Source organism: Flavihumibacter sp. ZG627 (assembly GCF_000814325.1).
Classification (GTDB): Bacteria; Bacteroidota; Bacteroidia; order Chitinophagales; family Chitinophagaceae; genus Flavihumibacter.
In genome coordinates this window covers 269,272-293,722 of the sequence record NZ_JPHF01000004.1, presented here as the reverse complement: position 1 = coordinate 293,722, position 24,451 = coordinate 269,272, and the positions used below count along the sequence as shown (strand labels likewise).

Here is a 24,451-nt window from a genome sequence, read left to right as displayed (position 1 = left end):
CTTATCAGCTCTGTTCAGTAAAATTGGTAAGTAAATCAGAAATGATCAATCCTTCACAAATCAATGAGGCATTTGACAGGTTGCAGAAAGGGGATGTTAAGTATCGCTTTGTAGTGGACATGAAATCACTGAGCTAGCTGTGTATTATCTTTGTTTTTTCATTTAACAAAGACATGCATATGGCAATTCATGACAACACTCACATCTTCGAAAGAATGAAAGCGGGAGAGATCATTCGCATGGATGACCCGCAATTTCATTTTGTTGATGAGATTGTAAGCAGAACCTTAAAGTTATCTGTCGGACTTAATGCATCCACGGATATTAACCAGTCAAGGGAAAGATTAAGTGATATTATCGGCTCTCCCATTGATAATAGCACCACGGTATTCGTTCCCTTCTTTACCAATTTTGGGAAGTTTATCAAAATTGGTAAACATGTATTCATCAATCATGCCTGTTCCTTTCTTGACATGGGCGGCATCACACTTGAAGATCATGTATTGATTGGACCCAAGGTTAACCTCATTACAGAGAACCATCCGCTCGAATCTAAAGAAAGAAGATCGCTGATTTCAAAACCCATTCTTATAAAAAGAAATGCATGGATCGGTGCTGCTGCTACCATTCTGCCAGGAGTAACCATTGGCGAAAATGCTGTGGTAGCCGCAGGCGCTGTAGTTACAAGTGATGTTCCCGATAATACTGTGGTTGGTGGTGTTCCGGCAAAGATTTTAAAACATTTGGAGCATAACGCCCATCTATAGTGTATATCTGAATAACTGCGCAAGCGCCTTATGGTACTCTGCTTCCATCTGCAGGTATTTGTCGTATGCGCTGTAGTAAAAACTTTGCTCATAGAAATACTGCACAATAGTTATCTGTCCAAGTGACAGTGCTTTACCCAGCAGGTATTCATTATTTAATGTTTCCAGCAACTCCTTGTGTTCTAACATGGCTTTTTCACGCACCGCTAACTGCTCATAGTATTGACGGTTTGTTTGCCGGTGCTCCAGCCGGTGGGCATCCGCAGCTGATGTAGCATAGTTTAGGGCTGCCTTCGCTGCATTGAGCCTGTTCTTATTCTCCCATAAAGGAATTGCTACCCCAAAATGAACACCCCTGTAACTCTGTCCCAATATTCCTTGAGAATGATAACCTGTTTCCAGCTTGGGAAGATTCAGCCCTTTCTGCACATTTATTTGTTGGTCCTGTATTTTTTTCTCCTGCTCATACACTTTAATGAGTGGATCACTCACTTCAATGATACTATCCAGTTTATCAAATGCCGGAACTATCGGTACCTGGGGATAGATTGTATCATTGATTCTCACAGGTATATTCCCATTCATCTCAAGGAGCCTGGCCAATACAACTGTCTTTTCATTTTCAGTAAGCGCCACCTCATTTTGAATGGTCAGCAACTGCAGTTTCACCTTATTCATATCCAGAATGATGATATCGCCCTGCTCAAGTTTTTTTCTAAGATCGGACGCAAGCTTCTTGGTACTTGCCAGCCGCCTTTTCAACTCAGTCTGCCTGCGGTTAAGATATATTACCCGCAGAGCCAGTAGCTTCGCCTCCAGCAATATATCCTGCCTGAATACCTGTCGCTGCAGATCAGTTTGCGCGATCTGTATTTCCGACAACTGTTTTTTCCGCCTGTACACCGAAGGGAAATCTATTCGCTGCGTAATGGCAAAGTCGCGTTGGTTGCCTGCTCCAGCCGGACTCCCAAACATATAATCATATTCTACAAAAGGATCCGTCGGCGTTAATCCGGTCTTGAACAAGGCTGCCTTTGCTGCTGTAAGCTCCTGGTTTGCCGCTATCTCTTTATTGTTTCTTTCTACCTGCCTTACAATACTGTCAACCTCATATTGTGCAAGCGCCGGCTGCAATACCAGGCTCATAATTATTGCTGTAACCAGATTCCTCATTTCATTGCTTTTTTTCTGTTTGCCATATAATAAACTATTGGCACTACAAATAAATTCAACAGGGTAGAACTAAGCAGTCCTCCCAGAATTACTTTCGCCATCGGACTTTGTATTTCATTACCCGGAAGATCACCCGCTATTGCAAGTGGGATCAATGCAAGTCCGGCAGTAAGCGCCGTCATAAGAATAGGACTTAACCTGTCCTTCGATCCCTGGATCACCACATCATTCAAGTTCTTCCCTTCCGCTTCAAGTGTCTTATAGTGTGATATCAACAGAATTCCATTTCGCGTTGCTATCCCGAACAGCGTAATAAAACCAATAATAGCCGGGATGCTTAATATGCCTGAAGTAATCCATACACTCAATACTCCACCAATAAGAGCCAGAGGAAGATTGAGCAAAATGATTGAGGATATTTTAATATCCCTGAACTCCTGGAAGAGTAAAAAGAATATCACCAGTATTGCCAGTATGGAAGTTATCAGTAATGTCCTGGAAGCTTCTGCTTCTGATTCAAACTGCCCGCCGTATTCTATCCTGTAACCTTCCGGCAATACCACCGATCGCTCTATTTTTTCCCGGATCTCATCCACCACACTTTTTTGATCTCGCCCTGATACGTTGGCTGATACTACTGTTTTACGTTGAACATTCTCCCGGTTGATTGTATTTGGGCCAGCCGTTGATACTACATCCGCAACATAATGCAGCGGAATTTTCTGTCCTTCGTGACTGTCAATAAATGTATTCCTGATGCTTTCAATATCTCCGCGGTTAGAAGAATCAAATCGTAATACCATATCAAATCGATAAGCACCTTCATAAACCTCTGATACCTTTTCACCGGCAAATGCCACATCTGTAAATTCTGCAAACTCCCCGATAGTGATGCCATACTTTGCCATCATATCTCTTTTGGCTTTTATCTGTACCTGGGGTATCTCAATTTGCTGCTCCACACTTATGTCTACCAGTCCGTCCGTTCCTTCAATAGCCCCCTTCACCTGGTTCGAAAGAGTGAAGAGTTTATTGAGATCGCTGCCGAAAATTTTGATGGCTATATTGGCCCTTGTTCCTGAAAGCATATGATCGATCCGATGTCCGATAGGCTGACCAATTGTTATATTGGCTCCTGATATACCCGATACTTTTTCACGAACATCATTCATGAATTCTTCGCGGCTTCTATCTTTTAAAACAAATGGTGCGTCTATCTCTGAAGCATTAACGCCCTGCGCATGCTCATCCAGTTCTGCCCTTCCTGTTCGGCGGGTGGTGATAGTTATTTCCGGAACGGTTAATAACGCCTTTTCTACTTTGGTTCCTATCTGGTTACTTTCACCCAGTGATATTCCGGGTAAACTCGTTACACTTACTACAAGGCTTCCCTCATTGAACTCGGGCAGAAAACTTCTTCCCAATGTTCCCAATAATAGTAAGGCTCCAACAAACAATGCGAACGAAACAGTAAGGATTGTTTTTTTGAAATGCATGGCATTTACCAGGCTCTTTTCATATATGTTATTGAGGTTTCGCACCAGCCAGCTTTCGCGGTGTTGATGTTGCAGCATTTTATCGGAGCTGAGCAGGTAACTGCAAAGTACAGGTGTAATAGAGAGCGCAACAATGAGTGATGCAAACAGTGAAACGATGAAGGCAATACCAAGCGGTGCAAGCAACCTGCCTTCCATTCCGGAGAGGAAGAAGAGAGGGATGAACGCTACGATGATGATGAAGGTGGCATTGATTACCGAGGTCCTGATTTCAACAGAAGCATCATAGATGACCTGAATTTTATTTCGTCGCTGTTCTGGGGGAAGTGCTGCATTCTCCTTCAATCTTCGGTATACATTCTCCACATCAATGATGGCATCATCCACCAGGTCGCCGATGGCGATTGCCATACCCCCCAAGCTCATGGTATTGATGGTAAAGCCAAACCATTTTAAAACAAGGATGGAGGTAAGTAGTGAAACCGGTATGGCGATCAAAGAAATAAATGTTGCTCTCCAGTTCATCAGGAAGAGGAAAAGGATCAGCACCACAAAAAGCGATCCTTCTATCAGCACTTTCTGGATATTGCTGATGGATGCATCAATGAAATCGGCCTGCCTGAATATGCGGGTATTGATCTGAAGGTCGGCGGGTAATGTTTTTTTGAGGTCATCAATTGACTCATCTATTTTATCTGTCAGCTCCAGTGTATTGGTTTGCGGCTGTTTCATAACGGTCATGATTACCGCAGGTTCACCTTTCAATGCGCCGTCTCCTATTTTGATGGATGCGCCGATCTGGATATTGGCTACATCTTCAATTTTTATGGGAACGCCATTTACAGTTTTAATTACGGAGCGGCCCAGCTCGCCAATGTCACTGGTTCTTCCCATTCCCCTCACTATATATTCATTACTGTACTGGCTCATGAACCCACCTGCCGCATTCTGATTGGCTTCCTTTGCTGCCTTCAGAAGTTCAGTGAGACTCACCTTATAATAATCCATTTTTTGAGGGGAGGCCAGTATCTGGAACTGCTTGTACTCGCCACCAATCACCACTACCTGCGATACCCCACCTATCGACAAAAGCCGCGGACGAACATTCCAGTCGGCAATGGTACGGAGGTCCATCTGTGAGGTTGTTTTAGCCGTTATACTGATCAGCATTATTTCGCCCATGATAGACGACTGCGGCGCCATCACCGGAGAACTAACGCCAAGGGGTAGGGTATTGCCTACAATGGTCAGTTTCTCACTCACAATCTGCCTTGCCCGGTAGATATCGGTTCCCCAGTTGAACTCAATCCAAACGATGGAGATGCCGGCAGAGCTGGATGACCTTACCCGGCGCACATCACTGGCACCATTAACCGCAGTTTCTACCGGAAAGGTTACAAGCCGTTCTACCTCTTCCGGTGCCATGCCATGCGCTTCCGTCAGCACCACAACAGTTGGCGCAGTGAGGTCGGGAAATACATCAACTTCCATCCTGGAAGCGGTAATACCGCCCACTATAAGTAACAGTAATCCCAGTGCCAAGACCACGAGGCGATTGTGCAGGGAATAATGTATGATTCGGTTTAACATCCTGGTTGCTGTTTAATGTTCATGGCCATGCGCGGGCATGGTTCCGCTTGCTTGTGATAATTTGATCTGATAGGCACCCTTTGTCACGATCCTTTCTCCTTCTTTGATACCGGATAACACCTGGATGATGCGTCCATCTGAAACGCCGGTCTTAACCTCACGTTTCTGGAAACTCTCCCCGCCGGTTTGCACGTACACATAATAAACACCCTGCTCTTCCACTAATGCGGTAACAGGAATTGCCAGACTTCCATCTATAGGTGATGTTTTCAGATGCACCTCAGCAAAGGACCCCGGCACCAGCCCCTGCTTGTTGCTGATCTCAAAATGAACCGGGATGAAAGGCATGTTTGTTCCTGTGGTTTTTCCAACAGAAACCAGCCGTCCGTTCAGCTCCCTTGTATTATAGATCTCTTTGCCTTGTGCCAGGATGAAATTTGCTTCCTGTACCGATCTTATCCTGTCTGCATCACGCAGTGAAACATCTGCTTTTAGAAGTAGTTTCTGGTTCCTGCTGATAGTTGCCAGAGGTTGACCTGAAGTCACATACTGCCCTTCGCTAACCATGATATTGGTGATAAATCCTGCTATGGGAACGGTGAGGGCATTGCCACCGCTATAGTTCCTGGATAGGTTGCGGAGGGCGATCCTGCTTTTTTCATAGCGTAACTTTGCAGCTTCAAATTCTGCCCGTGTTACCAGCTGATCCTTGATCAGTTCAGCCGCCCGATCATATTCTGCTTTGGCGCTGCTGAGCTCGGCCTGTGCCGATTGCCTTGCTGCTGCAATGTTTTCAAATGCTATCTCACCACCTGTTACTGTGAAAAGCCGCTGACCTGCTTTTACTGCTGTACCGGTAACCAGCCCGCTTCCTGAAAAATGTACAATGCCATTAGAACGCGCTGCAATGGTTACTTCATCGCCCGGTGCTGCTACCAGTTGTCCCGTGGCTTTTACAATATCATAAATGGTTTGCCGCTTTACAGGTGCATTGGCAAATTCTGTTTTCCAGGCCTGCTCTTTCAGATAAGAGATATCCGAACCCGTTGCCACCGCAGGTTGTGCTGCCGCTGCCGTTTTTTCATCCGGATATACCTGAATACTATCAATTGTGATTTGATCTTTAAACCCATTTCTACTGATATCAAACACAAGCTTTCCCCAACCTGGCAGTACCGGCTGCAGTGCCAGACGGAATATACCTGGTGAAGCTACACTATCAACTGAATTCCTAAGGCCTTTATCACCCTGTATCAGATTAACAGTAATGTTGCCTTCGGTATAGGGACGAAAGCTTTCTCCCAGCATCGTTAGGTGCGCTGCAAACCGCGATGTTTTCCCAACAATAAGAGGTTTGAACTCAACAAACAGTTCGGAACTATCTGAATAAAGCGTATAGGAAACTGAAGCCAGACCTTCTTCACCGGGATGACTTCCATCTTCGTTATGCGTATGTTCGCCCGCCTCATTTTGGCGACAGGCCATAAGGCCGGTCACCAAAAGGCAGACAGCAAAAAAATATTTCATATTGCTGGAGTTAAATCTTAGTGCGAATGTTTCTTGCCGTCGTCATGTGTATGCTCCTTACTAGAATCGGTTCCATGCATGGTAGAGTCGGCTACTTTAAACTCCTGCTGTACAGGCATTGAAGTGTCATGATCAGAATGGGTTGACCCGTCATCATGCGTATGCGTTCCGCTTTCTTTGCTCGAATCATTGCAACTCATTATAAGTAAGGCTATGGCGATAGCGCCAATGGAAAAAATACTTTTCATTGTTACATTAAATTAGGTAGAAGAAAATAAATGATAATAACCTGTAATCAGGCTTAAACAATCAAAGCAGGGGGACCACGATGGGAGAAAGATGTCAGAGAAAATTGAGGTGGTAACCAGGATCGGTCGTTTAAGAAAAAATTATCCGGAGCCGGATTATCATTGATAAGTAACAGTTGTAAAATGGCGTTCAGTTCAATCACCGGGCATTCCAGATCGGCGATGGCTTCATGCGAGGTTTTAGGCTGGATAATTGACTTCTCAAAATCTTCACTGTGATTTAGCCCGGGTATCGGCGTTTCAGAATGATCATCCTCGCTGTGTGCATGATGATGGTGTGCATCATGTTGGTGCGAATGAGGTTTTTCAGCAATTGTATGATGCTGGTGCGGCATCAGGTTATGCACCTGCAGCACAACAAAAGCCATGCAAACTGTAAATGATATTATCCACCTTTTCAACATCGCTCCAAATATACTCCCTATTATTTTAATCCCCCTAAGCTTACCTTATTCAGCCAGTTGACAACAGATGTCAGCATAATGCTATCTATATGCCTTTGAAATATCGTGAAAGTCAGGATGGAGACGTAAGATAAACGTAGGATAAACGTAAGATAATTTGGAGAGAATGCCTTGATAATACCTTTAATTTCTTACCTTAAAGAAAAAAATATGGGAAGAGCATATGGCACATTAACGCTTGGTATGAAAGGCCAGGTGGGCAAACAAATAGTATATCGTACGAGGGGCGGTAAAACCTTCATGTCGAAATACCCTGATATGTCAAATGTTGTTCCCTCCAAAGAACAACTCAGGTATAAATCTTTATTCTCCAAGGCCGTCCGCTATGCCCAGGGAATCATCCGCAATCCGGCAAAGAAAGCCGCCTACAAAGTGAAGAAGGGAAAAACAGTTTACCATACTGCTATTAAAGACTATATACGCCAGCATAGTGCCGGCAAAAAGGGTTAGTAACACCATTTTTCTGCTCTATTGCCCATTGCCTATTCCCCATTGCCCTTCCTAACTTTCTACCTCCCCATATTTTCCTTAAATTCAGATGATCAATTTCAATCAAAGAAATCACCCCCACATGAAATCTTACCTCTTACCTCTTACCTCTTACCTCAAGTCTTACCTCTTAGCTCTTACCTCTTACTTCCTCTGCCTCTCTGTCTCCGCCCAATCCCCCTCCTCCGTTTTCACTACCCATAAGGATATCGGCAATCCTGCCATTAAAGGCAGTATGCAGTACCGTGAGGCCGACCAGTCTTACCAGCTCACCGCAGGTGGCTATAATATCTGGTTTGGCAGGGATGAGTTTCATTATGCATTCAGGAAGATCAGCGGTGATTTCATTCTCACAGCCAATTTCAAGCTGGTGGCTCAAGGCGTTGACCCCCACCGCAAAACCGGCTGGATGGTGAGGGCAGGGGAGGGCGAAGATGCTGCTCATATGACCGCCACGGTTCATGGCGATGGAATGGTGGCCCTTCAATGGCGAAGGATGCGCGGCGCACATATGCGCGATCCGCAGGATGAGATCTTCACCAAAAAAACGGCCACAGAAATTATTCAGCTGGAGCGGGTGGGAAAAACTTTTATCATGCGCGTTGCCAATCCTGGAGAGCCTTTGCAGGAAGTGGGCAGAACAGATGAGATCGATATGCCCGATACAGCACTGGCAGGTATTTTTCTCTCCAGCCATAATCCCGAAGTAAAAGAGGAAGCCATCGCATGGAATGTTCGCATAGAGAAAACTGTTCCCGATAATTATAATGGCTACCGCGATGGCATCCTCGGCAGCCGCCTCGAAACCATCGATATTGCCAGCGGCATCCGCAGGATCATCTATGAGGACAAGGGTCGTTTTGAAGCGCCCAATTGGATGAAGGATGGTAAACGATTACTGTATAACCAGGGCGGGGCCATTTATACTATTCCCGTGGCAGGTGGTAGTCCGGAAAAGCTCAACACCGGCAACGCTACCCGCAACAATAATGACCATGTCATCTCCCCCGATGGCAAATGGCTGGCCATCTCTTCGCATCGGGATGGAATGACCGGTGGTGGCAGCACCATATATTATTTGCCCATCACCGGCGGCGAGCCAACACTGGTTACCGACAGCACACCCTCATACCTCCATGGCTGGAGCCCCGATGGAAAACAACTGGTATATACTGCCCAGCGACTTCAATCATCGGAGGCCTATAATATCTATCGCATTCCATTGAAGGGCGGAAAAGAAGTTCAACTGACCCATCTCAAAAAAGGACTGGCAGATGGACCTGAATACGCGCCCGATGGTAAATGGATCTATTATAACAGCACCGTCTCCGGAAATATGCAGCTCTGGCGGATGAAGCCCGATGGTAGTGGAAGCGAGCAGCTCACCTTCGACGAATACAATAACTGGTTCGCGCATCCTTCTCCCGATAATAAATGGATCGTGTTCTTATCTTTTCCAAATACGGTTTCTGCCACAGACCATCCCTTTTATAAAAGGGTGTTGCTGAGATTGATGCCGGTATCAGGCGGTGCGCCAAGAGTGATCGCCTATCTCTTCGGCGGACAGGGAACCATCAATACACCCAGTTGGAGCCCTGACAGCAAGCAGGTCTCTTTCGTGAGTAATTCGAAAGCTATAGATTAGGTCATAAGGCAAGTGGAATTTTAGTTCCACTCTTCACCGCTGCATAAATGGCATCGATAATTTTAAGGTCTTTTAATCCCTCTTCTCCATCAACCGGAACGATTGCCTTCTTGCCTTCGAGGAGGATGGCAGCCATCTCATCCATCTGTGTTGTCTGGTGCGTGATATGCATGAAATTAAGTTCGCCTTTATTCGTTCTTGCCTTGATGGGCCCATATCCCGTGGAAGGATTCATCTCTGCAAAACCTTTATCTCCATTCAGGAAAAAACGATCCAGGTAATTCATGCTATAGGTAGATAGGCAGGACGCAACGGCACCACCAGGGAAGCCGAGTTGGAATATTATCGTCTCATCTAAACCTTCTGTAAACATTGCCGGATCTGTCTTGGTTTCCTGTGCCGTAACCCAGACGGGTTCTTCGCCGATCATATACCTTGCCCCATTGATGCTATAGATCCCGATATCCATCATGGCGCCACCACCCGATAATTCTTTCTTCATTCGCCACTGGTTTGGATTGCCGATCTTGAAACCACTGAGTCCCTGGAAGAATAGTGGCTTGCCAAATTCTCCTGCATTGCGTAACCGGATGATCTCAAGCGTATTGGCCTCAAAATGCATGCGGTAGCCAACCAATAATTTCACATTTGCTTTTTTGCAGGCAGCTTTCATTTCTTCGCCCTCTTTGGCATTGATGGCCATGGGCTTTTCACAGATCGCATGCTTGCCCGCAGCGGCTACTCTTATTACCTGCTCCTTATGCAATGCATTGGGAGTGATCACATATACCGCGTCTATATCAGGATTATTCTTAAGCTGGTCGAAGTTTTCGTAGTTATAGCAATTCTTGTCGGGTACAGAATACTTCTTCTTCCATTCCTGGATCTTGGAAGGGGTTCCGCTGATGAGTCCGGTAATCTTAGCCTTTTTACATTGCTGCATGGCTTCCGCAACGCGTGAGGCGTAACTGCCGAGGCCCATCAATGCTACTCTTAAAATAGGGGCATGTGGATCGTATTCATCTGTTTTTGCGGCAGCTTCCGTTTCTTCAGGATTATTTGCAAACGCATTTTCTTCAGGGGTTAAACCGCTGGAACCATCCTTGAGATTCAGAAAAGGAATTCCCATGGCAGAGATGGTGAGGTTTTGCAGAAAATCACGACGTGAACCCATGATAAAGATTTTTGTGTTTCTAAGTTAGCACAAAAAAAGTCCCGTGTCGTTACAACTTCCATAAGGAAGATAACGACACGGGACGATGTTTTTCCCACACTACGGAGTGGTGGAAGCGTTATTTATTAGCGCTGCTCTCTTGGCCTTGCTTCATTCATTTTAATAGCCCTGCCATCAAGCATTTTGCCTTCCAGCTCACGCATGGCATTTTCTGCTGATTGTTGGTCAGGCATGTCAACGAAACCGAAACCACGACTGCGATTGGTTACTTTGTCCATGATAATGTTAACAGAAGAAACTTCTCCATACGGAGTAAAAATTTTTTTCAGGTCTTCTGACTGTACGCCGAAGCCTAAATTGGAAACATAGATGTTCATTACTTAACTTTTAAATAAAAAGAGTCTGAGGACAAAAGCGAGAGGTAAAGAAATGCGGTTGATTAGCGGACTTCCATTACGAGATGCTGAGATACTCAAATGTCATTTCAGTGAAGATAGTCTATTTCTTGGTAAATTCCTTTCCACAGGGTAAATTGACCATCATGACGACTTTATTAACATTTGCATGCATGGCGCTTAATCCTATTGATACAACTGTTCTGAAACAGAAAATAGTTACCGAATTTAATAAACAACCACAGGCTGTATTTGCCGTTGCGGTGAAGGATCTTTCAAGTGGCAATACATTTCTTTATAATGATCAACTTGAATTTCATGCTGCCAGTACCATGAAAACGCCCGTGCTGGTGGAAGCTTACAAACAGGCGAAAGAAGGAAAGTTTTCACTGTCAGATTCTATGTTGGTGAAGAATAGTTTTGAAAGTATTGTTGACGGAAGCCTTTATTCACTTGATTCAACCGATGATAGTGAGAAAGATCTTTATTCCAAAATCGGAGCGCGACTTCCCATATCGGATCTGCTTTACAAGATGATCACCAAAAGTTCTAATCTCGCCACCAATCTGATCATCGACCTGGTGAAAGCGCCTAATGTAAATGCAAGCATGCGAAAACTCGGCGCCTCTAAGATCCAGGTTTTGCGGGGTGTGGAAGATGGAAAGGCCTATGCAAAAGGACTCAACAATATAACAACTGCCTATGATCTGATGCTGATCATGGAAGCTATAGCCAACGGAACGGCGGTTGATAAAAAATCAGGTGAAGAAATGATTAAGATATTGATGGACCAGTATTTTCGTGACATCATTCTCGCAAAACTTCCCACTGATGTGAAGGCAGCCACCAAGAGCGGAAATATTACGGCGGTATGCCATGATTCAGGAATTGTATTCCTGCCCGATGGAAGAAAATATGTGATCGTGCTATTATCGAAAGGCATTCCGCAGCAGTCAGTTGCAACAGAGATTCTCTCCACCGTTTCGCGAATCGTTTATGACCATCTGCAATAAAGTTTATGAAGAAAGCATTCATCTATGATCTCGATAATACCATCTACGCGGTATCGTCAATCAGTAAAATATTGTTTGCTGATCTATTTGCGTTGATAGAAAACAGCACAGAGCATGACGGTAATATTGAGGGAATAAAACTTGAACTCCAAAGAAGACCTTACCAGTTGGTGGCTAAGGAGTTTTGTTTCAGTGAAAACCTTACCGGGGCAGGCTTTGATCTGCTCAATAACATGAGCTACGATGATGCGATCCATCCCTTTCCGGATTATAATGAGATCCTATTATTGGAGGGGGACAGGTTCCTTGTTACAACAGGCTTCAGCAAACTGCAGTGGAGCAAGATAAGGGGAATGAAAATAGAGCATGATTTTCTCGAGATCCATATTGTTGATCCCTCCAACTCAATCCGCACCAAGCGTGATGTATTTGCTGATATCATTGCGCGCCATGGATATGATATTTCAGAAGTGGTAGTAATTGGTGATGATCCAAAATCGGAGATCAGTGCCGCGCAGGAACTCGGTATTGAAACTGTGCTGGTTGATAAAACGTCGCAGTTTCCGGAAGCGGATGTGGATCACCGTGTTACCGGGTTTAGTGAATTCAGACTGCTCTATCAGAATTTATAAATGGCGGCAAGTCCATGGCTCTCGCCAGAGAAAGGAACAACTTTCAGGTCTCCTTTTTTCAGCAGTTTATTCTTGTGGAAATGTGGCACGAGGATGCCGGTTATTGTGCCCTGTGCCATTCCTAAAAGTATTTCGGTGGGGAAATGCAATCCCCCTCTGTAACGACCATATGCTGTGAGGCCGGTTGCGGCACCCGCCACTCCATAGAAAACATATTTCAGTTTGGATTCCGGATGATAATCTGCATAGGTCTTTGCCATGAAAAAGGTAGAGGTTGCTACTAAAGCAACATGCCCGGCATAGAAAGAATTTTTTGCGCCACCACGCCTGCGAAAATCCATGGGTGTGTCTTCATGATAGGCATAAGGCCTGTATTCGTTGGTGAGATAAACACTTCCCGTATACATGATACCGGTCATTGACATGGTCTCCAGGTAGAGGAGATTCAGTTTCCAGAAATCGCGGCGCATTTTTTTATCGGCCAGGAATAAGATGGGTAGCGGCATGGCAGCATAGAAAGGGCCATAACTATCTTTATCGGCTTTTTTTGAGTAGGGTCTGATGGCCCATCGATTGATCTTACCTATATCATCTTTCCTTAATGCATTGATCTGTTCTAAGCTGGATTGGTCCTTACTGTAGATCTGGGTGAAGGCATAGAGGGTCCACGCGGTTCCGATAGCAGTAAGCGGATAATCGATTACTGGTTTGATGATGTAAACAGGGGTGTCTTCCACCTCCTGGCTGAAAGATTTAACGGCCAGCATTATTAAAGCAAAAGATATGGTAATGATCTTCTTCATGCCCCGCTATTGCAATCCGGATGCCAACACCCGCCAATTACTTCTTTCCTTCCACCGTGGGGTCAAGTTCCCTGCTGCTATATATTTCGATCCGCTTGAGTAAAATGAGGGATAAAACCAGCCAGATAAGTCCCATACTGAATCCCGCCAATACGTCACTGGTATAATGTACGCGAAGATAGATCCTGCTGAAACCTATCACCAGGATGAATGCGATCAAAAAGATGGCAAGTGTCCATTTCAGGTAGGGATTGGGAACTGTTTTCCAGATCAGGTAGATCAGCAATCCATAAAAGGTAACTGAATTCAGGGCATGACCGCTCGGAAAACTCAATCCCCTTGCCTCTGTCAGCAGGGGGATCAGTGGCCGGGCGCGACCGAAAAAATGTTTCAGCAGAAACATCAGCGCCAGGCTGCTTAAGGCAATGGCCGGCACTTTTATAGAGAACCATTTATGCTTCCTTACAAAAAGAAAATATACAATGAGCGATAGGTTGGCGGGAATAAGAAAATAGTGCCCGCCGAAATAACTAAAGAACACCATCAGCTGGTTATTGAAGTCACTAACATGATTGCCGAGGTAGTCAAAAATGGATTGATCGAAACTATTGTTCTGCAAATAAAACACGCGCCGCACCATATAGATAAATGCGTATAGTGAAACAAAAAAAAGGCTTATGATGATAACCATTTCAACAGAAAGAAGGGCCGCCGCCGCCCCGGCTTTTTTGATTTTCTTTTTTATTCCCGATCGGATCATGCGGTCAAGTTAAGAAATCTTTACCCGTCTGACACATGTCCTGACATGTGTCAGACGGGTAAAACGAGGGTTGAACATCATTTGAGTATTCCTGTGAAACGCCCGCTGATAAAGGCTTTTTAAAATTCTTTAAGGGTTTTGTCATCAGTTAATCTGCAAAAAGTTGGGTTGCAGGCCGGAAAATCATAGTCTAAGTTTGTATCAGCATCCAGCTTTAAGGGCCACTTGCCTGGCATCTTTCCTTAACATTGCTTCCCCTTACGATTGCTTCTCCATCACGATTGCTTCTTCATATCGATTGCCTCCATGCAAGTTTTTTTTTAAACACACTAACAGATAAACTTTTTATTATGAAGAACACAAACACACACCTGAGAAACATTCTTTCAGCAATCGCAGTTTTCGCAACTCTGGCAGTTGGATCATCCAGCGCAATGGCTAACACGGAGAAGAGAACAAAGAAATCAGTACCTGTCGAAATGAAGTATGTTGGTAGTAACTACCAGTCGCCCGTACTCGAACTTAGTTTCGAAAACGCAAGCGAAGAAGACCTGACCATTATTATCCGCGACCTCGATGGTAACACCCTGTACACAGAGACCTCTTCTGACAGTAAGTATGTGAAGAAATTCCAGTTCGATAACTACAGCATCGAGCCCATCCAGATCAAGGTTACTGTTGCTTCTAAAAAAGGAAGTACTACTGAAACTTTCGAGGTAGCCCGTAAAAGCCAGGTGGTAGAAGCGGTTGTAATTAATAAGTTATAATCAGTTTCGGGTAATTTAGTACCAGTAAGGGAGGCAGGAATTTTTTACTTTAGGAGTATGAAATCTCCTGCTTCCCTTTTTTTAGTCCTCCTGCTTTTGCTTGCAGGTCTGCCCCTCGCGGCACAACTCCGTTTACCATCCCTGATATCCTCCGGAATGGTATTGCAACAGAATGATTCGGTTGCCCTTTGGGGATGGGCTGGTCCGGGTGAGAAAGTATATGTAAAAACCAGTTGGTCATCCACCACTGATTCCACCCTCGCAACCAACCTCGCTACCTGGAAACTTAGGATAAAAACACCCACGGCCGGTGGCCCCTACAGCATTGAGATCAAAAGCCGGAATACCATAAACCTCACGGATGTTATGATCGGGGAGGTTTGGATCTGCTCGGGACAATCAAATATGGAGTGGAATTATTTCAATGGCACTTCCGACCTGGCCGCTGTTTTTCCTACCGCCAGCAATTCAAACATCAGGCTATTTCATGTTCCAAGAACAGGAGCCGATTATCCGCAGGAAGATGTGAGGGCAAATTGGGTGAGCGCTGATTCCACCACCATAAAATCATTCAGCTCTGTCGGTTATTTTTTCGGCCGCAAACTCCAGGAAGAACTCAAGGTTCCCATCGGACTCATCAATGCGAGCTGGGGCGGAACGCCTGCTGAAACATGGATGCCTGAAGCGAATATTCTAAATGATGCAACACTCCGCGAAGCCGCCTCAAAATTGAAAACCTTTGCCTGGTGGCCATCAGCTCCTGCCAAAGCTTATAACGGAATGATCCACCCCCTTACCAATTTCAATATTGCCGGTGCCATCTGGTACCAGGGCGAAAGCAATACCGAAACCAATGCATCCTACAAACAGCTGATGGTTTCGCTGATCGATTCATGGCGCAGTGCATGGAAAAAAGAGCTGCCTTTCTATTACGTGCAGATCGCTCCTTTCAACTATGGACAAACGAATATCGGCGCGCTATTGCAGGAGCAGCAGACAAAACTTATGAGCCATCCCCGTACAGGAATGGTGGTGGTTACCGACCTTGTGGATGATGTAAAAAATATCCATCCCTCCAGGAAGAAGCCGGTAGGAGACAGGCTCGCTAACTGGGCTCTTGCAGAAAATTATGGGAAGAAGGGAATCAGTTATAAAAGTGCGGCCTACCAGCATCACAGCACCGTTAAGAACCGATTGGAGCTTACCTTCACTGATGCGGCAGAACTAAAATTCAATGGGAAGGAAGCAAGCGGATTTTATCTCTCTGGTGAAAATGAAGCCTGGTATCCGGCAAAAGCAAAATGGGAAAAAGGGAAACTGATTCTCACGGCCAAAGAAGTTCCAAAACCCGTTCATGCCAGGTATGGGTTCGGAAATACAATTATTGGAAATGTATTTAATGAGGCCGGATTGCCGCTTATTCCATTCAGAACCGACAATTGGGTTGTAGAACAAAAACCTCTCTGATAACGCATACAAACACATGAAAATGTTACGATTGCCTCTGGCGATTTTCGCCATCCTGCTGTGCTCCTTAAATCTTTACAGCCAGCGTTCAACAGGAACCATATACCAGCTTATCATTTATCATTTTCAGGATAAGGAGCAGGAGGCTGCACTTGATTTATACATGGCGAAAGCCTTGCTTCCTGTATTACACAAAAGAGGCGTGCATAAGATCGGGGCCTTCAAGCCCATTGCAAATGATACCGCAAAAATGAAACAACTCTATGTGTTGCTTCCCTTCAAAAACTGGAAGGATGCAACGGAGTGGAGACTGGCCATTCTGAAGGATAAAGATTACTGTAATGACGCTGCTGCTTTCCATGCTGCGCCATACGACAAAGCACCATACACGCGTATGGAAAATATTTATATGCAGTCATTTGCCCTTGCACCAACACTTACACTTCCGGTGCTTAGTGGTAGCATTGCCGATAAGGTTTATGAACTGCGGAGCTATGAATCAGGCACGGAAGAAAGGTATCGCAATAAAGTGCATATGTTCAATGAAGGAGGGGAGATCGACCTGTTCAAAAGACTCGGATTCAATGCAATATTTTATGGGGATGTAATTGCCGGAAGCAGAATGCCCAACCTGATCTACATGACCAGCTTCAATAATATGGAACAACGCAATGAGCACTGGAAAGCATTTGGTGAATCACCGGAATGGAAGAAGATATCTACCATGGCAACATATCAAAAAAATGTATCTAAGGCTGATATCATCCTGATGCATGCTGCGCAATATTCTGACTATTAAAATAATTGCGAAAGTTCTCAATCAGGGCTCGTCCCAAAAACAAAAACTGAAATACGCACAGCCTCATTGTTTTCTTTTATCCCGAACAATTGATGCGATTTTATTTTAGTGAGCAATGACTCAATGAAAGCGCTGGCCATGATTCTTTGTGGTGTGCTGAGAATGATGGTGCTGCCATTTTCCAGGAAGCGATCCAGCAATTTTATTAAACCAGGAAATAAGCCGGGATCATAATTAACATCGCTTAAGAGAACTATATCTGCATACAGGCCTTCAGGGTAATCCTTAACGTCAATGCGCACACTATTTGCATTTCTAAAACCATGGTGTGAAAAGCTTTTGACCATAGTTTCCAAGGCTGCTTCTATATAATCGCTACCGGTTACACGCAGGGCTTTTGCTGCCGCAACAACAGAAGGAAGTCCGAGCCCCGCCCCTAATTCCAATACAGTTTTTCCGGAAACCATCTCTTCATTTTCACGGAGAAATATAGAGAGGGCAATAGCAGAGGGCCATAATCTTGTCCAGAAAGGAAAATCAATATCCGGATGTAGTGATTTCTCCCGCTTATATATTTTCTTGACTTCTTCTTCATCGGGCATAAAGATTTCCGTGGTAAAGGATCCATAATCTATACGGCGGAGGTAGAGGGGATAATGCATGCGTTGAATGCTGCAAATATCCGGATTGTACTTTAATTGGGTATTATTGCAGCATGGCAACGGTGATGCTTATCGTATACTGGTTCAGCCTGCTGGTTGTGCTCTACACTTATATAGGGTATGGTGTGGTGATGGCGATGCTGGCGCGACTTCGAAACAGGCCCTACCCCATGCCTATAACGGAAGAAAATCTCCCCACCATTTCTATTATTATCCCGGCTTACAATGAAGCTGAAATACTTGGCCCCAAAATCAGGAATACCCTGCAGTTCAATTATCCCAAGGAACGCTTGCAGGTGATCGTAATAACAGATGGATCTGATGATGGAAGTGATGCCATCGTTCATGCCTTCCCACAGGTGACGGGTATGCACCAGGCACCTAGGGAAGGGAAAGCCATGGCCATCAACCGGGCGATGCAAATAGTGCAGGGAAGCATTACCGTGCTCACCGATGCCAATGCAATGGTTGATCCGGCAAGTCTTCGTTTACTGGTGGCCCATTTTGCCGACAATAGGGTGGGAGGGGCTTCCGGTGAAAAGCGCATCGCTTCGCCTGCTAGAGAGGAGGTGAGTGCAGGCGGGGAGGGACTCTACTGGATCTATGAATCATGGTTAAAGGAGCAGGATGCCGCGGTGCAGACACTGGTGGGGGCGGCAGGGGAACTATTTGCTTTCCGCACCCGTTTGTTTCAACCCTTTGAGCCCGATACCATCCTCGATGATTTCATGCTATCATTAAGGATCTGTCTGAAAGGGTATCGCATTGCCTATGAGCCCGGGGCAACCGCAATTGAAACAGGATCGGTATCGTTGGCAGAAGAACAGAAAAGAAAAGTACGTATAGCTGCAGGAGGCTACCAGTCGATGGCCCGGCTTAAAATGCTGCAGAATGCCCGCGATAAACCCATGCTCTTATTTCAATATATAAGTCACCGGGTATTACGCTGGACCATCACGCCGCTCTGTCTGGTCCTTTTAATGATCTCAAACCTGGCGCTGGTTATACAGGACAAAGGCGATTTTTATTCCTTCAGTTTCTGGTTGCAATGCCTTTTCTACGGAGCTGCGGCGGCGGGATGGTTGGGGGCGCTCATTAATAAGAAATGGCCTGTGGTTAGTGCCATATACTATTTTGTTTTCATGCATTGGTCGGCCATTTTGGGGGGGATCATGTACTTCTCCGGTAAGCATACTGCCAGCTGGGAAAAGTCAAAACGTTTGAACCTTCCCGTTAAGGAAAACCAGGCTGGGTAAAGCTATGGTGAGAGATTCACAATAGTGCATAAATAATTGTGGTAAAAGATTTTGATTAACCGAAAAGAGTGCTAATTTTACCTCACAATAGTCCTATTCAAATCCGCTATAATCTCGCTTGCTATTTCCACGAATCCTAAGAACTCGCCTGAAAACGGTTTCTGATTACAAAGTATCACTGGCTCATTTTGCATTGAAATGAATGTTTCAATGACGTCAAATACCTTATGAAATCATAACCGTTCCAATTGCATTCCTATTGAAAGATTGAGTTTAACCGCTTAATTAATCAATGATGAGAAGAAAGATACTCGTGATCACCGGTAGTAATGCCATCAGGTTTTTATTGCAGACCATTTTACAGGATAGGTATTCTACCCTGACCGCCTCCGGTGCTGGCGATGCCATGCAGTGGATGTCGAAGTCAACCTTTCCTGATGCCATCATAATGGACTCCAGTCTCCCCGACCTTGAGAATTGGGAGCTTGTTGAATACTTCAAGACCAGCGGGCTTTACAAGCACATACCTATTATTATCATCTCAGCATTGCCGGAAGAAGAGATCCTTTCTGCATGCGATCTATATGGTATTGATGCCTGGTTCAAAAAGCCTTTTAATCCGATCGATCTCCTCCAAAAGTTGGAAAGCCTGTTACATGTACCGTCAGCCAGGGGGACTAAAACCCTCAAAGTAGTCTGACTATTATCTAACAGAAAACTGTACCTGAATGGAACAAACTTTACACTTAACTCATCCATCACCACAAACCGCTACCTACAAAAGGTATTCCGTTTTCCGCGAGCCGGAAACCGCTCCTGTTGTGAAGATTCACTCCCGTGAATTCTTTTACATCGGCAGAAATACCCGCCGTATCGATTACCTGGTGAATCTCTTCGATGGCGGCTATGCTGCAGAAACCATCAACAAAGGCATTACCATCCTGCAAAGGCTGGAGTCGGGGCAAAAGATTGTACCGGCAGCATTTATTGTAGATTCCTGTATTGCCCTTGGCGAAGTGGAAATATTATCTAAATACCTCGCCTCCGTTGAACGGTTCAGGGCTATCCCCGTTATCATGGATAGCAGTGATAACAGTCGCGATTACGGTGACCCATCCCTGCTGATGCATCTCTTTGATGACATCACCGATACCCGTAAGGCGGATGCAAAATTGCTTCACCGAATCAGCTTCCTGCAGAAAGTTAAAGTCCGCCGTATTGGTCAACAGGCTAAAAAGCCGGTGTACAATTATGCTGACTCCTTTACGGGTATGGGCCCAACAGGTAGAAGGATCTTCGATATCAGCGTTGCATTACTCGCGATAGTGATTACCATTCCTGTAATGCTCCTGATAGCTATTGCCATCAAGCTTGAAAGCAAAGGACCAGCGTTGTATATCTCCAAAAGAGCAGGCAAGGGGTACCGCATCTTCAATTTCTTCAAATTCCGTACAATGAAGTGTGGTGCTGAATCACAGCTCGACCAGCTTAGGCACTTAAATATATTCAATGAAGAAAAAGGAAAAGTATTTTTTAAGGTTACCGATGACCCGAGGGTTACCCGCATTGGTAAGTTCCTGCGGAACTCAAGCCTTGATGAATTACCACAATTATTCAATGTATTGCTTGGTGATATGTCGATAGTAGGTAATCGTCCCCTGCCTCTTTATGAAGCAGCCATGCTCACCACTGATGAATGGTCTGAACGATTTATGGCACCGGCCGGAATGACCGGGCTTTGGCAGATCCGTAAAAAAGACCGACATTTCATGTGTGTTCAGGAAAGAATCAACCTGGATATAACGTATTCTAAAAAACAAAATTTCTTTTTTGATCTCTGGATCATTGCTAACACACCACCAGCGCTTATCCAGAAAGCCAATGTCTGAGCAAATTGCTAACCTTTCTTCACATCGCGGGACTAATCCTGTTCGTATACTTATTTTGCAGTATTTCCTACCTGCTGGTGATTGCTATTGCAGGAATGCTATACAGGGAAAACCTACCGCCACCAGCATCACGATTTGCAAGGATAGCCATCCTGATACCGGTTTTTAAAGACGACCATGTTATTGAACATACAGTGTCAGAAGCCCTCAATCATGATTATCATGAAGGGCTTTTTGACGTTATAGTAATAGCCGATTCATTACAGCATTCCACCATCGCTAAACTCCGGCAGATAGGGGCAACCGTGCTTGAAGTAGCAGCTCGTATGAAGGCAAGATCAATACATGCTGCCTTATCTGTACTCCCCAATGATAAATATTCACTGGTAATGATATTGGATGCTGACAATATCATGAAATCCGACTGCCTTAACCTGGTGAATGATTATTACCAGGCGGGTCATCTTGCCTTACAATGTCATCGCACCGCAAAAAATGAACAGAATCCTGTTGCCCGCCTCGATGCCATCAGCGAGGAGATCAATAATCATCTGTTCAGGCTCGGTCCGCAGGCACTTGGATTTTCAGCTGCTCCCTGCGGCTCGGGGATGGCCTTTGAGATCGGGCTGATCCGTTCCATTTTTGATTACCCGGGTATATTGGATAATCCGGGTGAGGATCGTGAAATAGATATGCAGCTACTAAAGAGAGGAATACGCATGCATTATATTCCCGATGCCTGGGTACTTGATGAAAAGGTTGCCAGCCATGATGTTTTCCAGAAACAAAGGGTGAGATGGCTGGAAGCGCAATGGTATCACCTCAGGCGATTCCTCGAACCTGATATGAAGGGAATTAAAATTAACCGGCAATATGTAAATAAGCTGGTGCAAAATCTTTTGCTCCCCCGCTCGCTCTATATGGTTGTTTTCAGTGGCATAATAGTATTGCTGATATTGCGCTATGCTACCGGCAAACATTTTATGTTTCCTATTGCAGGGTGGTGGCTCAGCCTGCTGCTTTTTTTTGTACTGACCCTTTGCATCGCTATGCCATCCCGGTTCTTTTCTTCTGCCACTATCCGTGCCCTGCTGGCACTCCCAATGTTAATCGTTTCGATGCTGCGTGCCGTTTTCAGCATGCAGCGCTCCCGGAAAGAATTCCTGCATACACCCAAATCATATACCAGTACAGCAAATCACGAAGAATAGTTTCCAGCCACTTATTTTTGCATCAAACCAATCATTCCGTATCAGTTTTGATGCTACCATATTATCGAGCTCTATTGAATACCTGAAAGGTGTTGGTCCCCTGCGTGCCGACATCCTCAAGAAGGAACTCAATATTTTCACTTTCATGGACCTGCTTGATCATTTCCCCCTTCGGCATATAGATAAAACGATTGTGAACCCCATCAGCTCGGTGCATCCGGCATCAGAATATGTTCAGGTTGCCGGTACTATTATCAGCACAGCAGTGATGGGTGAGAACCGTGCAAAGCGCCTGGTGGCAAAGATCCGCGATGCCAGTGGAGAGATGGACCTGGTCTGGTTCCAGGGTATACACTGGATACAGAAGGGATTGCAGGTGGGGCAGGCATACCTTGTTTTTGGAAGGGCGGGCTTCTTCAATGGTGTTCCGCAGATCACCCATCCGGAGATGGAGCCCTGGGAGCCTTCGCGCGCAGGAGGAAAGGCCTTTCTTGAACCGGTATATCCTAGCACAGAAAAGTTAAAAGCAAAAAATCTGGGGGGAAGGCAAATCGGCAAGCTCACATACTCTCTGCTGGCATCATTGAAAGAGGGCGACCTTCCTGAGAACCTGCCGGATGCTTTCCTGAAGGAATTTAATTTTCCCTCGCGGTTCGATGCCTATAGCCAGATACATTTCCCATCTTCCGAAATGGCGTATAAGCAGGCCCGTGAGCGTCTTGTTTTTGAAGAGCTTTTTATTGCACAACTTCGTCTGGCGCTCATCAGGCTTCAAAGACACCGCTATTCAAAAGGGGTGGTATTTGTACAGGTGGGACAACTTTTCAATAGCTTTTATCATAACCACCTCCCCTTTGAACTGACCGGTGCACAGAAAAGAGTACTCAAAGAGATCCGGCAGGACATGGCCCGCGGGAAACAGATGAACCGCCTGCTGCAGGGAGATGTTGGAAGCGGTAAAACCATGGTGGCCTTATTGAGTATGTTGCTGGCAGCCGACAATGGATTCCAGAGCAGCTTGATGGCACCAACCGAAATCCTCGCCACACAGCATTATCATGGCATCAGCGAGCTGCTAAAGGATATGCCGGTGCAGGTAGCACTGCTGACAGGATCAACAAAGGCAGCCGAAAGACGCCGGATTTTAAAAGGACTTGAAGAAGGAGAGATACATTTTATCATTGGCACCCATGCCATACTGGAAGACAAGGTTAAATTTCATTCCCTTGGCCTGGCCATCATTGATGAGCAGCACCGCTTTGGCGTGGCACAGCGGGCTAAACTCTGGAAGAAGGCAGCCATCCCCCCACATATACTGGTGATGACGGCAACGCCTATCCCAAGAACCCTTGCCATGACGGCATATGGCGATCTTGATTATAGCGTAATTGATGAATTGCCACCCGGCAGGCAACCTATCACCACCGTTCATCGTTATGAGCATGCAAGGGCAAGTGTGATGGATTTCATAAGGGCGGAAATTGACAAGGGCCGGCAGGCATATATTATTTTTCCATTAATTGAAGAATCAGAAAAGCTGGACCTGGAAAACCTGATGCGGGGTTATGAAAATGTAAAAGCATTTTTTCCTGAACCCAAATTCTGGATCAGCATGGTGCATGGAAGACAGGCACCTGATGTGAAAGAAACCAACATGCAACGATTTGTACAGAAAGACACTCACATCATGGTATCTACAACGGTTATAGAAGTTGGTGTGAATGTTCCGAATGCAACAGTGATGGTGATTGAGAGTGCTGAGAAGTTTGGATTATCACAATTACACCAGCTTAGAGGAAGGGTAGGAAGAGGAGCCGATAAAAGTTTTTGCATATTATTAACAGGCCCCAAAATAACCAACGATGCCCGTGAACGGTTGAAGACAATGTGTTCCACGAATGATGGTTTTCAGATTGCTGAAAAAGATCTTGAACTTCGCGGTCCGGGTGATATTGAAGGAACCCGGCAGAGCGGATTACTGAATTTTAAACTGGCTGATATTTTGATGGATAAAAGCTGGCTCGACGCGGCAAAACAGCGTGCACAGATGCTGATAGAAACGGATCCGACCCTTGACCTTCCCTTACATCAAAGGCTGAAAGGCTACCTTCAGATGCAGAAAGGAAAACTGGCATGGAGCAAGATCTCGTAGATTAGAAGCGCT

General features: G+C 45.2%; 23 protein-coding genes. 13 read left to right on the top strand and 10 right to left on the bottom strand.

The genetic code is table 11. From position 1 onward, the window contains the following. Positions 1–179: 179 nt before the first annotated feature. Positions 180–767 carry a DapH/DapD/GlmU-related protein gene (locus HY58_RS19970; protein WP_039132061.1) on the top strand — a complete coding sequence of 196 codons (588 nt, stop codon included), beginning with the start codon at positions 180–182 and terminating at the stop codon, positions 765–767. On the opposite strand, the gene HY58_RS10815 is transcribed toward HY58_RS19970, so the two are convergent. The 5 genes from HY58_RS10815 to HY58_RS10795 are packed head-to-tail and all read right to left on the bottom strand — an operon-like array spanning position 762 to position 7,229. Then, positions 762–1,940 (bottom strand): TolC family protein, encoded by a 1,179-nt coding sequence (locus tag HY58_RS10815; protein WP_039131639.1) that lies wholly within the window; start codon positions 1,938–1,940, stop codon positions 762–764. The two genes, HY58_RS19970 and HY58_RS10815, sit on opposite strands and share 6 nt — an antisense overlap. Further along, a complete protein-coding gene (locus HY58_RS10810; RefSeq protein ID WP_039131637.1) occupies positions 1,937–5,026 on the bottom strand; it encodes an efflux RND transporter permease subunit in 3,090 nt (1,029 codons plus the stop codon). The genes HY58_RS10815 and HY58_RS10810 overlap by 4 nt, the downstream gene beginning before the upstream one ends. A 12-nt stretch (positions 5,027–5,038) precedes the next feature. After that, the gene (locus HY58_RS10805) at positions 5,039–6,553 is read right to left on the bottom strand and encodes an efflux RND transporter periplasmic adaptor subunit (RefSeq protein WP_039131634.1); all 1,515 of its coding nucleotides are present in this window, start codon (positions 6,551–6,553) and stop codon (positions 5,039–5,041) included. A 17-nt stretch (positions 6,554–6,570) separates the two neighbouring features. Beyond that, on the bottom strand, positions 6,571–6,801 hold the full coding sequence (locus HY58_RS10800; protein WP_039131631.1) for a hypothetical protein: 231 nt from the start codon (positions 6,799–6,801) through the stop codon (positions 6,571–6,573). Positions 6,802–6,854: 53 nt separating this feature from the next. Then, positions 6,855–7,229: a hypothetical protein gene (locus tag HY58_RS10795; RefSeq protein ID WP_039131629.1), complete on the bottom strand. Its 375-nt coding sequence runs from the start codon at positions 7,227–7,229 to the stop codon at positions 6,855–6,857. Positions 7,230–7,475: 246 nt separating this feature from the next. Between HY58_RS10795 and HY58_RS10790 the strand changes: the two genes are divergently transcribed. Together HY58_RS10790 and HY58_RS10785 are read left to right on the top strand one after the other, a co-directional pair. After that, positions 7,476–7,775: a hypothetical protein gene (locus HY58_RS10790; protein ID WP_052324049.1), complete on the top strand. Its 300-nt coding sequence runs from the start codon at positions 7,476–7,478 to the stop codon at positions 7,773–7,775. A gap of 121 nt (positions 7,776–7,896) precedes the next feature. Further along, the gene (locus HY58_RS10785) at positions 7,897–9,459 is read left to right on the top strand and encodes a TolB family protein (RefSeq protein ID WP_039131627.1); all 1,563 of its coding nucleotides are present in this window, start codon (positions 7,897–7,899) and stop codon (positions 9,457–9,459) included. Between the two features lies 1 nt (position 9,460). Here HY58_RS10785 and HY58_RS10780 read toward each other — a convergent pair whose 3' ends face one another. Next, the gene (locus HY58_RS10780) at positions 9,461–10,633 is read right to left on the bottom strand and encodes a Gfo/Idh/MocA family protein (RefSeq protein ID WP_039131624.1); all 1,173 of its coding nucleotides are present in this window, start codon (positions 10,631–10,633) and stop codon (positions 9,461–9,463) included. 125 nt (positions 10,634–10,758) lie between these two features. Further along, positions 10,759–11,010 (bottom strand): RNA-binding protein, encoded by a 252-nt coding sequence (locus HY58_RS10775; protein ID WP_039131621.1) that lies wholly within the window; start codon positions 11,008–11,010, stop codon positions 10,759–10,761. Positions 11,011–11,174: 164 nt separating this feature from the next. Here HY58_RS10775 and HY58_RS10770 point away from each other — a divergent pair, with 164 nt between their 5' ends. Continuing rightward, the gene (locus HY58_RS10770; RefSeq protein WP_082022133.1) at positions 11,175–12,041 is read left to right on the top strand and encodes a serine hydrolase; all 867 of its coding nucleotides are present in this window, start codon (positions 11,175–11,177) and stop codon (positions 12,039–12,041) included. 5 nt (positions 12,042–12,046) lie between these two features. Further along, positions 12,047–12,673: an HAD family hydrolase gene (locus HY58_RS10765; protein WP_039131620.1), complete on the top strand. Its 627-nt coding sequence runs from the start codon at positions 12,047–12,049 to the stop codon at positions 12,671–12,673. Here HY58_RS10765 and HY58_RS10760 read toward each other — a convergent pair. Both HY58_RS10760 and HY58_RS10755 read right to left on the bottom strand, forming a co-directional pair. After that, the gene (locus HY58_RS10760; RefSeq protein ID WP_039131619.1) at positions 12,661–13,476 is read right to left on the bottom strand and encodes a phosphatase PAP2 family protein; all 816 of its coding nucleotides are present in this window, start codon (positions 13,474–13,476) and stop codon (positions 12,661–12,663) included. The two genes, HY58_RS10765 and HY58_RS10760, sit on opposite strands and share 13 nt — an antisense overlap. Before the next feature lie 37 nt (positions 13,477–13,513). Continuing rightward, positions 13,514–14,236 carry a phosphatase PAP2 family protein gene (locus HY58_RS10755; protein WP_039131617.1) on the bottom strand — a complete coding sequence of 241 codons (723 nt, stop codon included), beginning with the start codon at positions 14,234–14,236 and terminating at the stop codon, positions 13,514–13,516. Positions 14,237–14,586: 350 nt separating this feature from the next. On the opposite strand from HY58_RS10755, the gene HY58_RS10750 reads away from it, so the two are divergent. Genes HY58_RS10750 through HY58_RS10740 form a run of 3 tightly spaced genes read left to right on the top strand, consistent with a single transcriptional unit; the run spans position 14,587 to position 17,269 of the window. Continuing rightward, positions 14,587–15,003, top strand: coding sequence for a hypothetical protein (locus tag HY58_RS10750; RefSeq protein WP_039131616.1), 417 nt, complete (start codon positions 14,587–14,589; stop codon positions 15,001–15,003). A gap of 57 nt (positions 15,004–15,060) precedes the next feature. Beyond that, on the top strand, positions 15,061–16,470 hold the full coding sequence (locus tag HY58_RS10745) for a sialate O-acetylesterase (RefSeq protein ID WP_039131615.1): 1,410 nt from the start codon (positions 15,061–15,063) through the stop codon (positions 16,468–16,470). Between the two features lie 22 nt (positions 16,471–16,492). Continuing rightward, positions 16,493–17,269, top strand: a complete 777-nt coding sequence (locus HY58_RS10740; RefSeq protein WP_172644646.1) for an NIPSNAP family protein — start codon at positions 16,493–16,495, stop codon at positions 17,267–17,269. 17 nt (positions 17,270–17,286) lie between these two features. Here HY58_RS10740 and HY58_RS10735 read toward each other — a convergent pair whose 3' ends face one another. Beyond that, on the bottom strand, positions 17,287–17,931 hold the full coding sequence (locus HY58_RS10735; protein ID WP_039131612.1) for a methyltransferase: 645 nt from the start codon (positions 17,929–17,931) through the stop codon (positions 17,287–17,289). A gap of 53 nt (positions 17,932–17,984) precedes the next feature. On the opposite strand from HY58_RS10735, the gene HY58_RS10730 reads away from it, so the two are divergent. The 5 genes from HY58_RS10730 to recG all read left to right on the top strand — a co-directional run bounded on the left by HY58_RS10730 (position 17,985) and on the right by recG (position 24,439). Further along, positions 17,985–19,187, top strand: a complete 1,203-nt coding sequence (locus HY58_RS10730; protein WP_052324048.1) for a glycosyltransferase family 2 protein — start codon at positions 17,985–17,987, stop codon at positions 19,185–19,187. Between the two features lie 295 nt (positions 19,188–19,482). Beyond that, positions 19,483–19,887 (top strand): response regulator, encoded by a 405-nt coding sequence (locus tag HY58_RS10725; RefSeq protein WP_172644645.1) that lies wholly within the window; start codon positions 19,483–19,485, stop codon positions 19,885–19,887. A 28-nt stretch (positions 19,888–19,915) separates the two neighbouring features. After that, complete coding sequence (locus tag HY58_RS18875; RefSeq protein WP_052324047.1) at positions 19,916–21,076, top strand: sugar transferase; 1,161 nt, start codon at positions 19,916–19,918, stop codon at positions 21,074–21,076. 5 nt (positions 21,077–21,081) lie between these two features. Further along, positions 21,082–22,287 carry a glycosyltransferase family 2 protein gene (locus tag HY58_RS10715; protein WP_156123655.1) on the top strand — a complete coding sequence of 402 codons (1,206 nt, stop codon included), beginning with the start codon at positions 21,082–21,084 and terminating at the stop codon, positions 22,285–22,287. Then, positions 22,202–24,439 (top strand): ATP-dependent DNA helicase RecG, encoded by a 2,238-nt coding sequence (gene recG, locus HY58_RS10710; protein WP_253271547.1) that lies wholly within the window; start codon positions 22,202–22,204, stop codon positions 24,437–24,439. Before HY58_RS10715 ends, recG begins: the two co-directional genes overlap by 86 nt. Positions 24,440–24,451 lie beyond the last annotated feature (12 nt).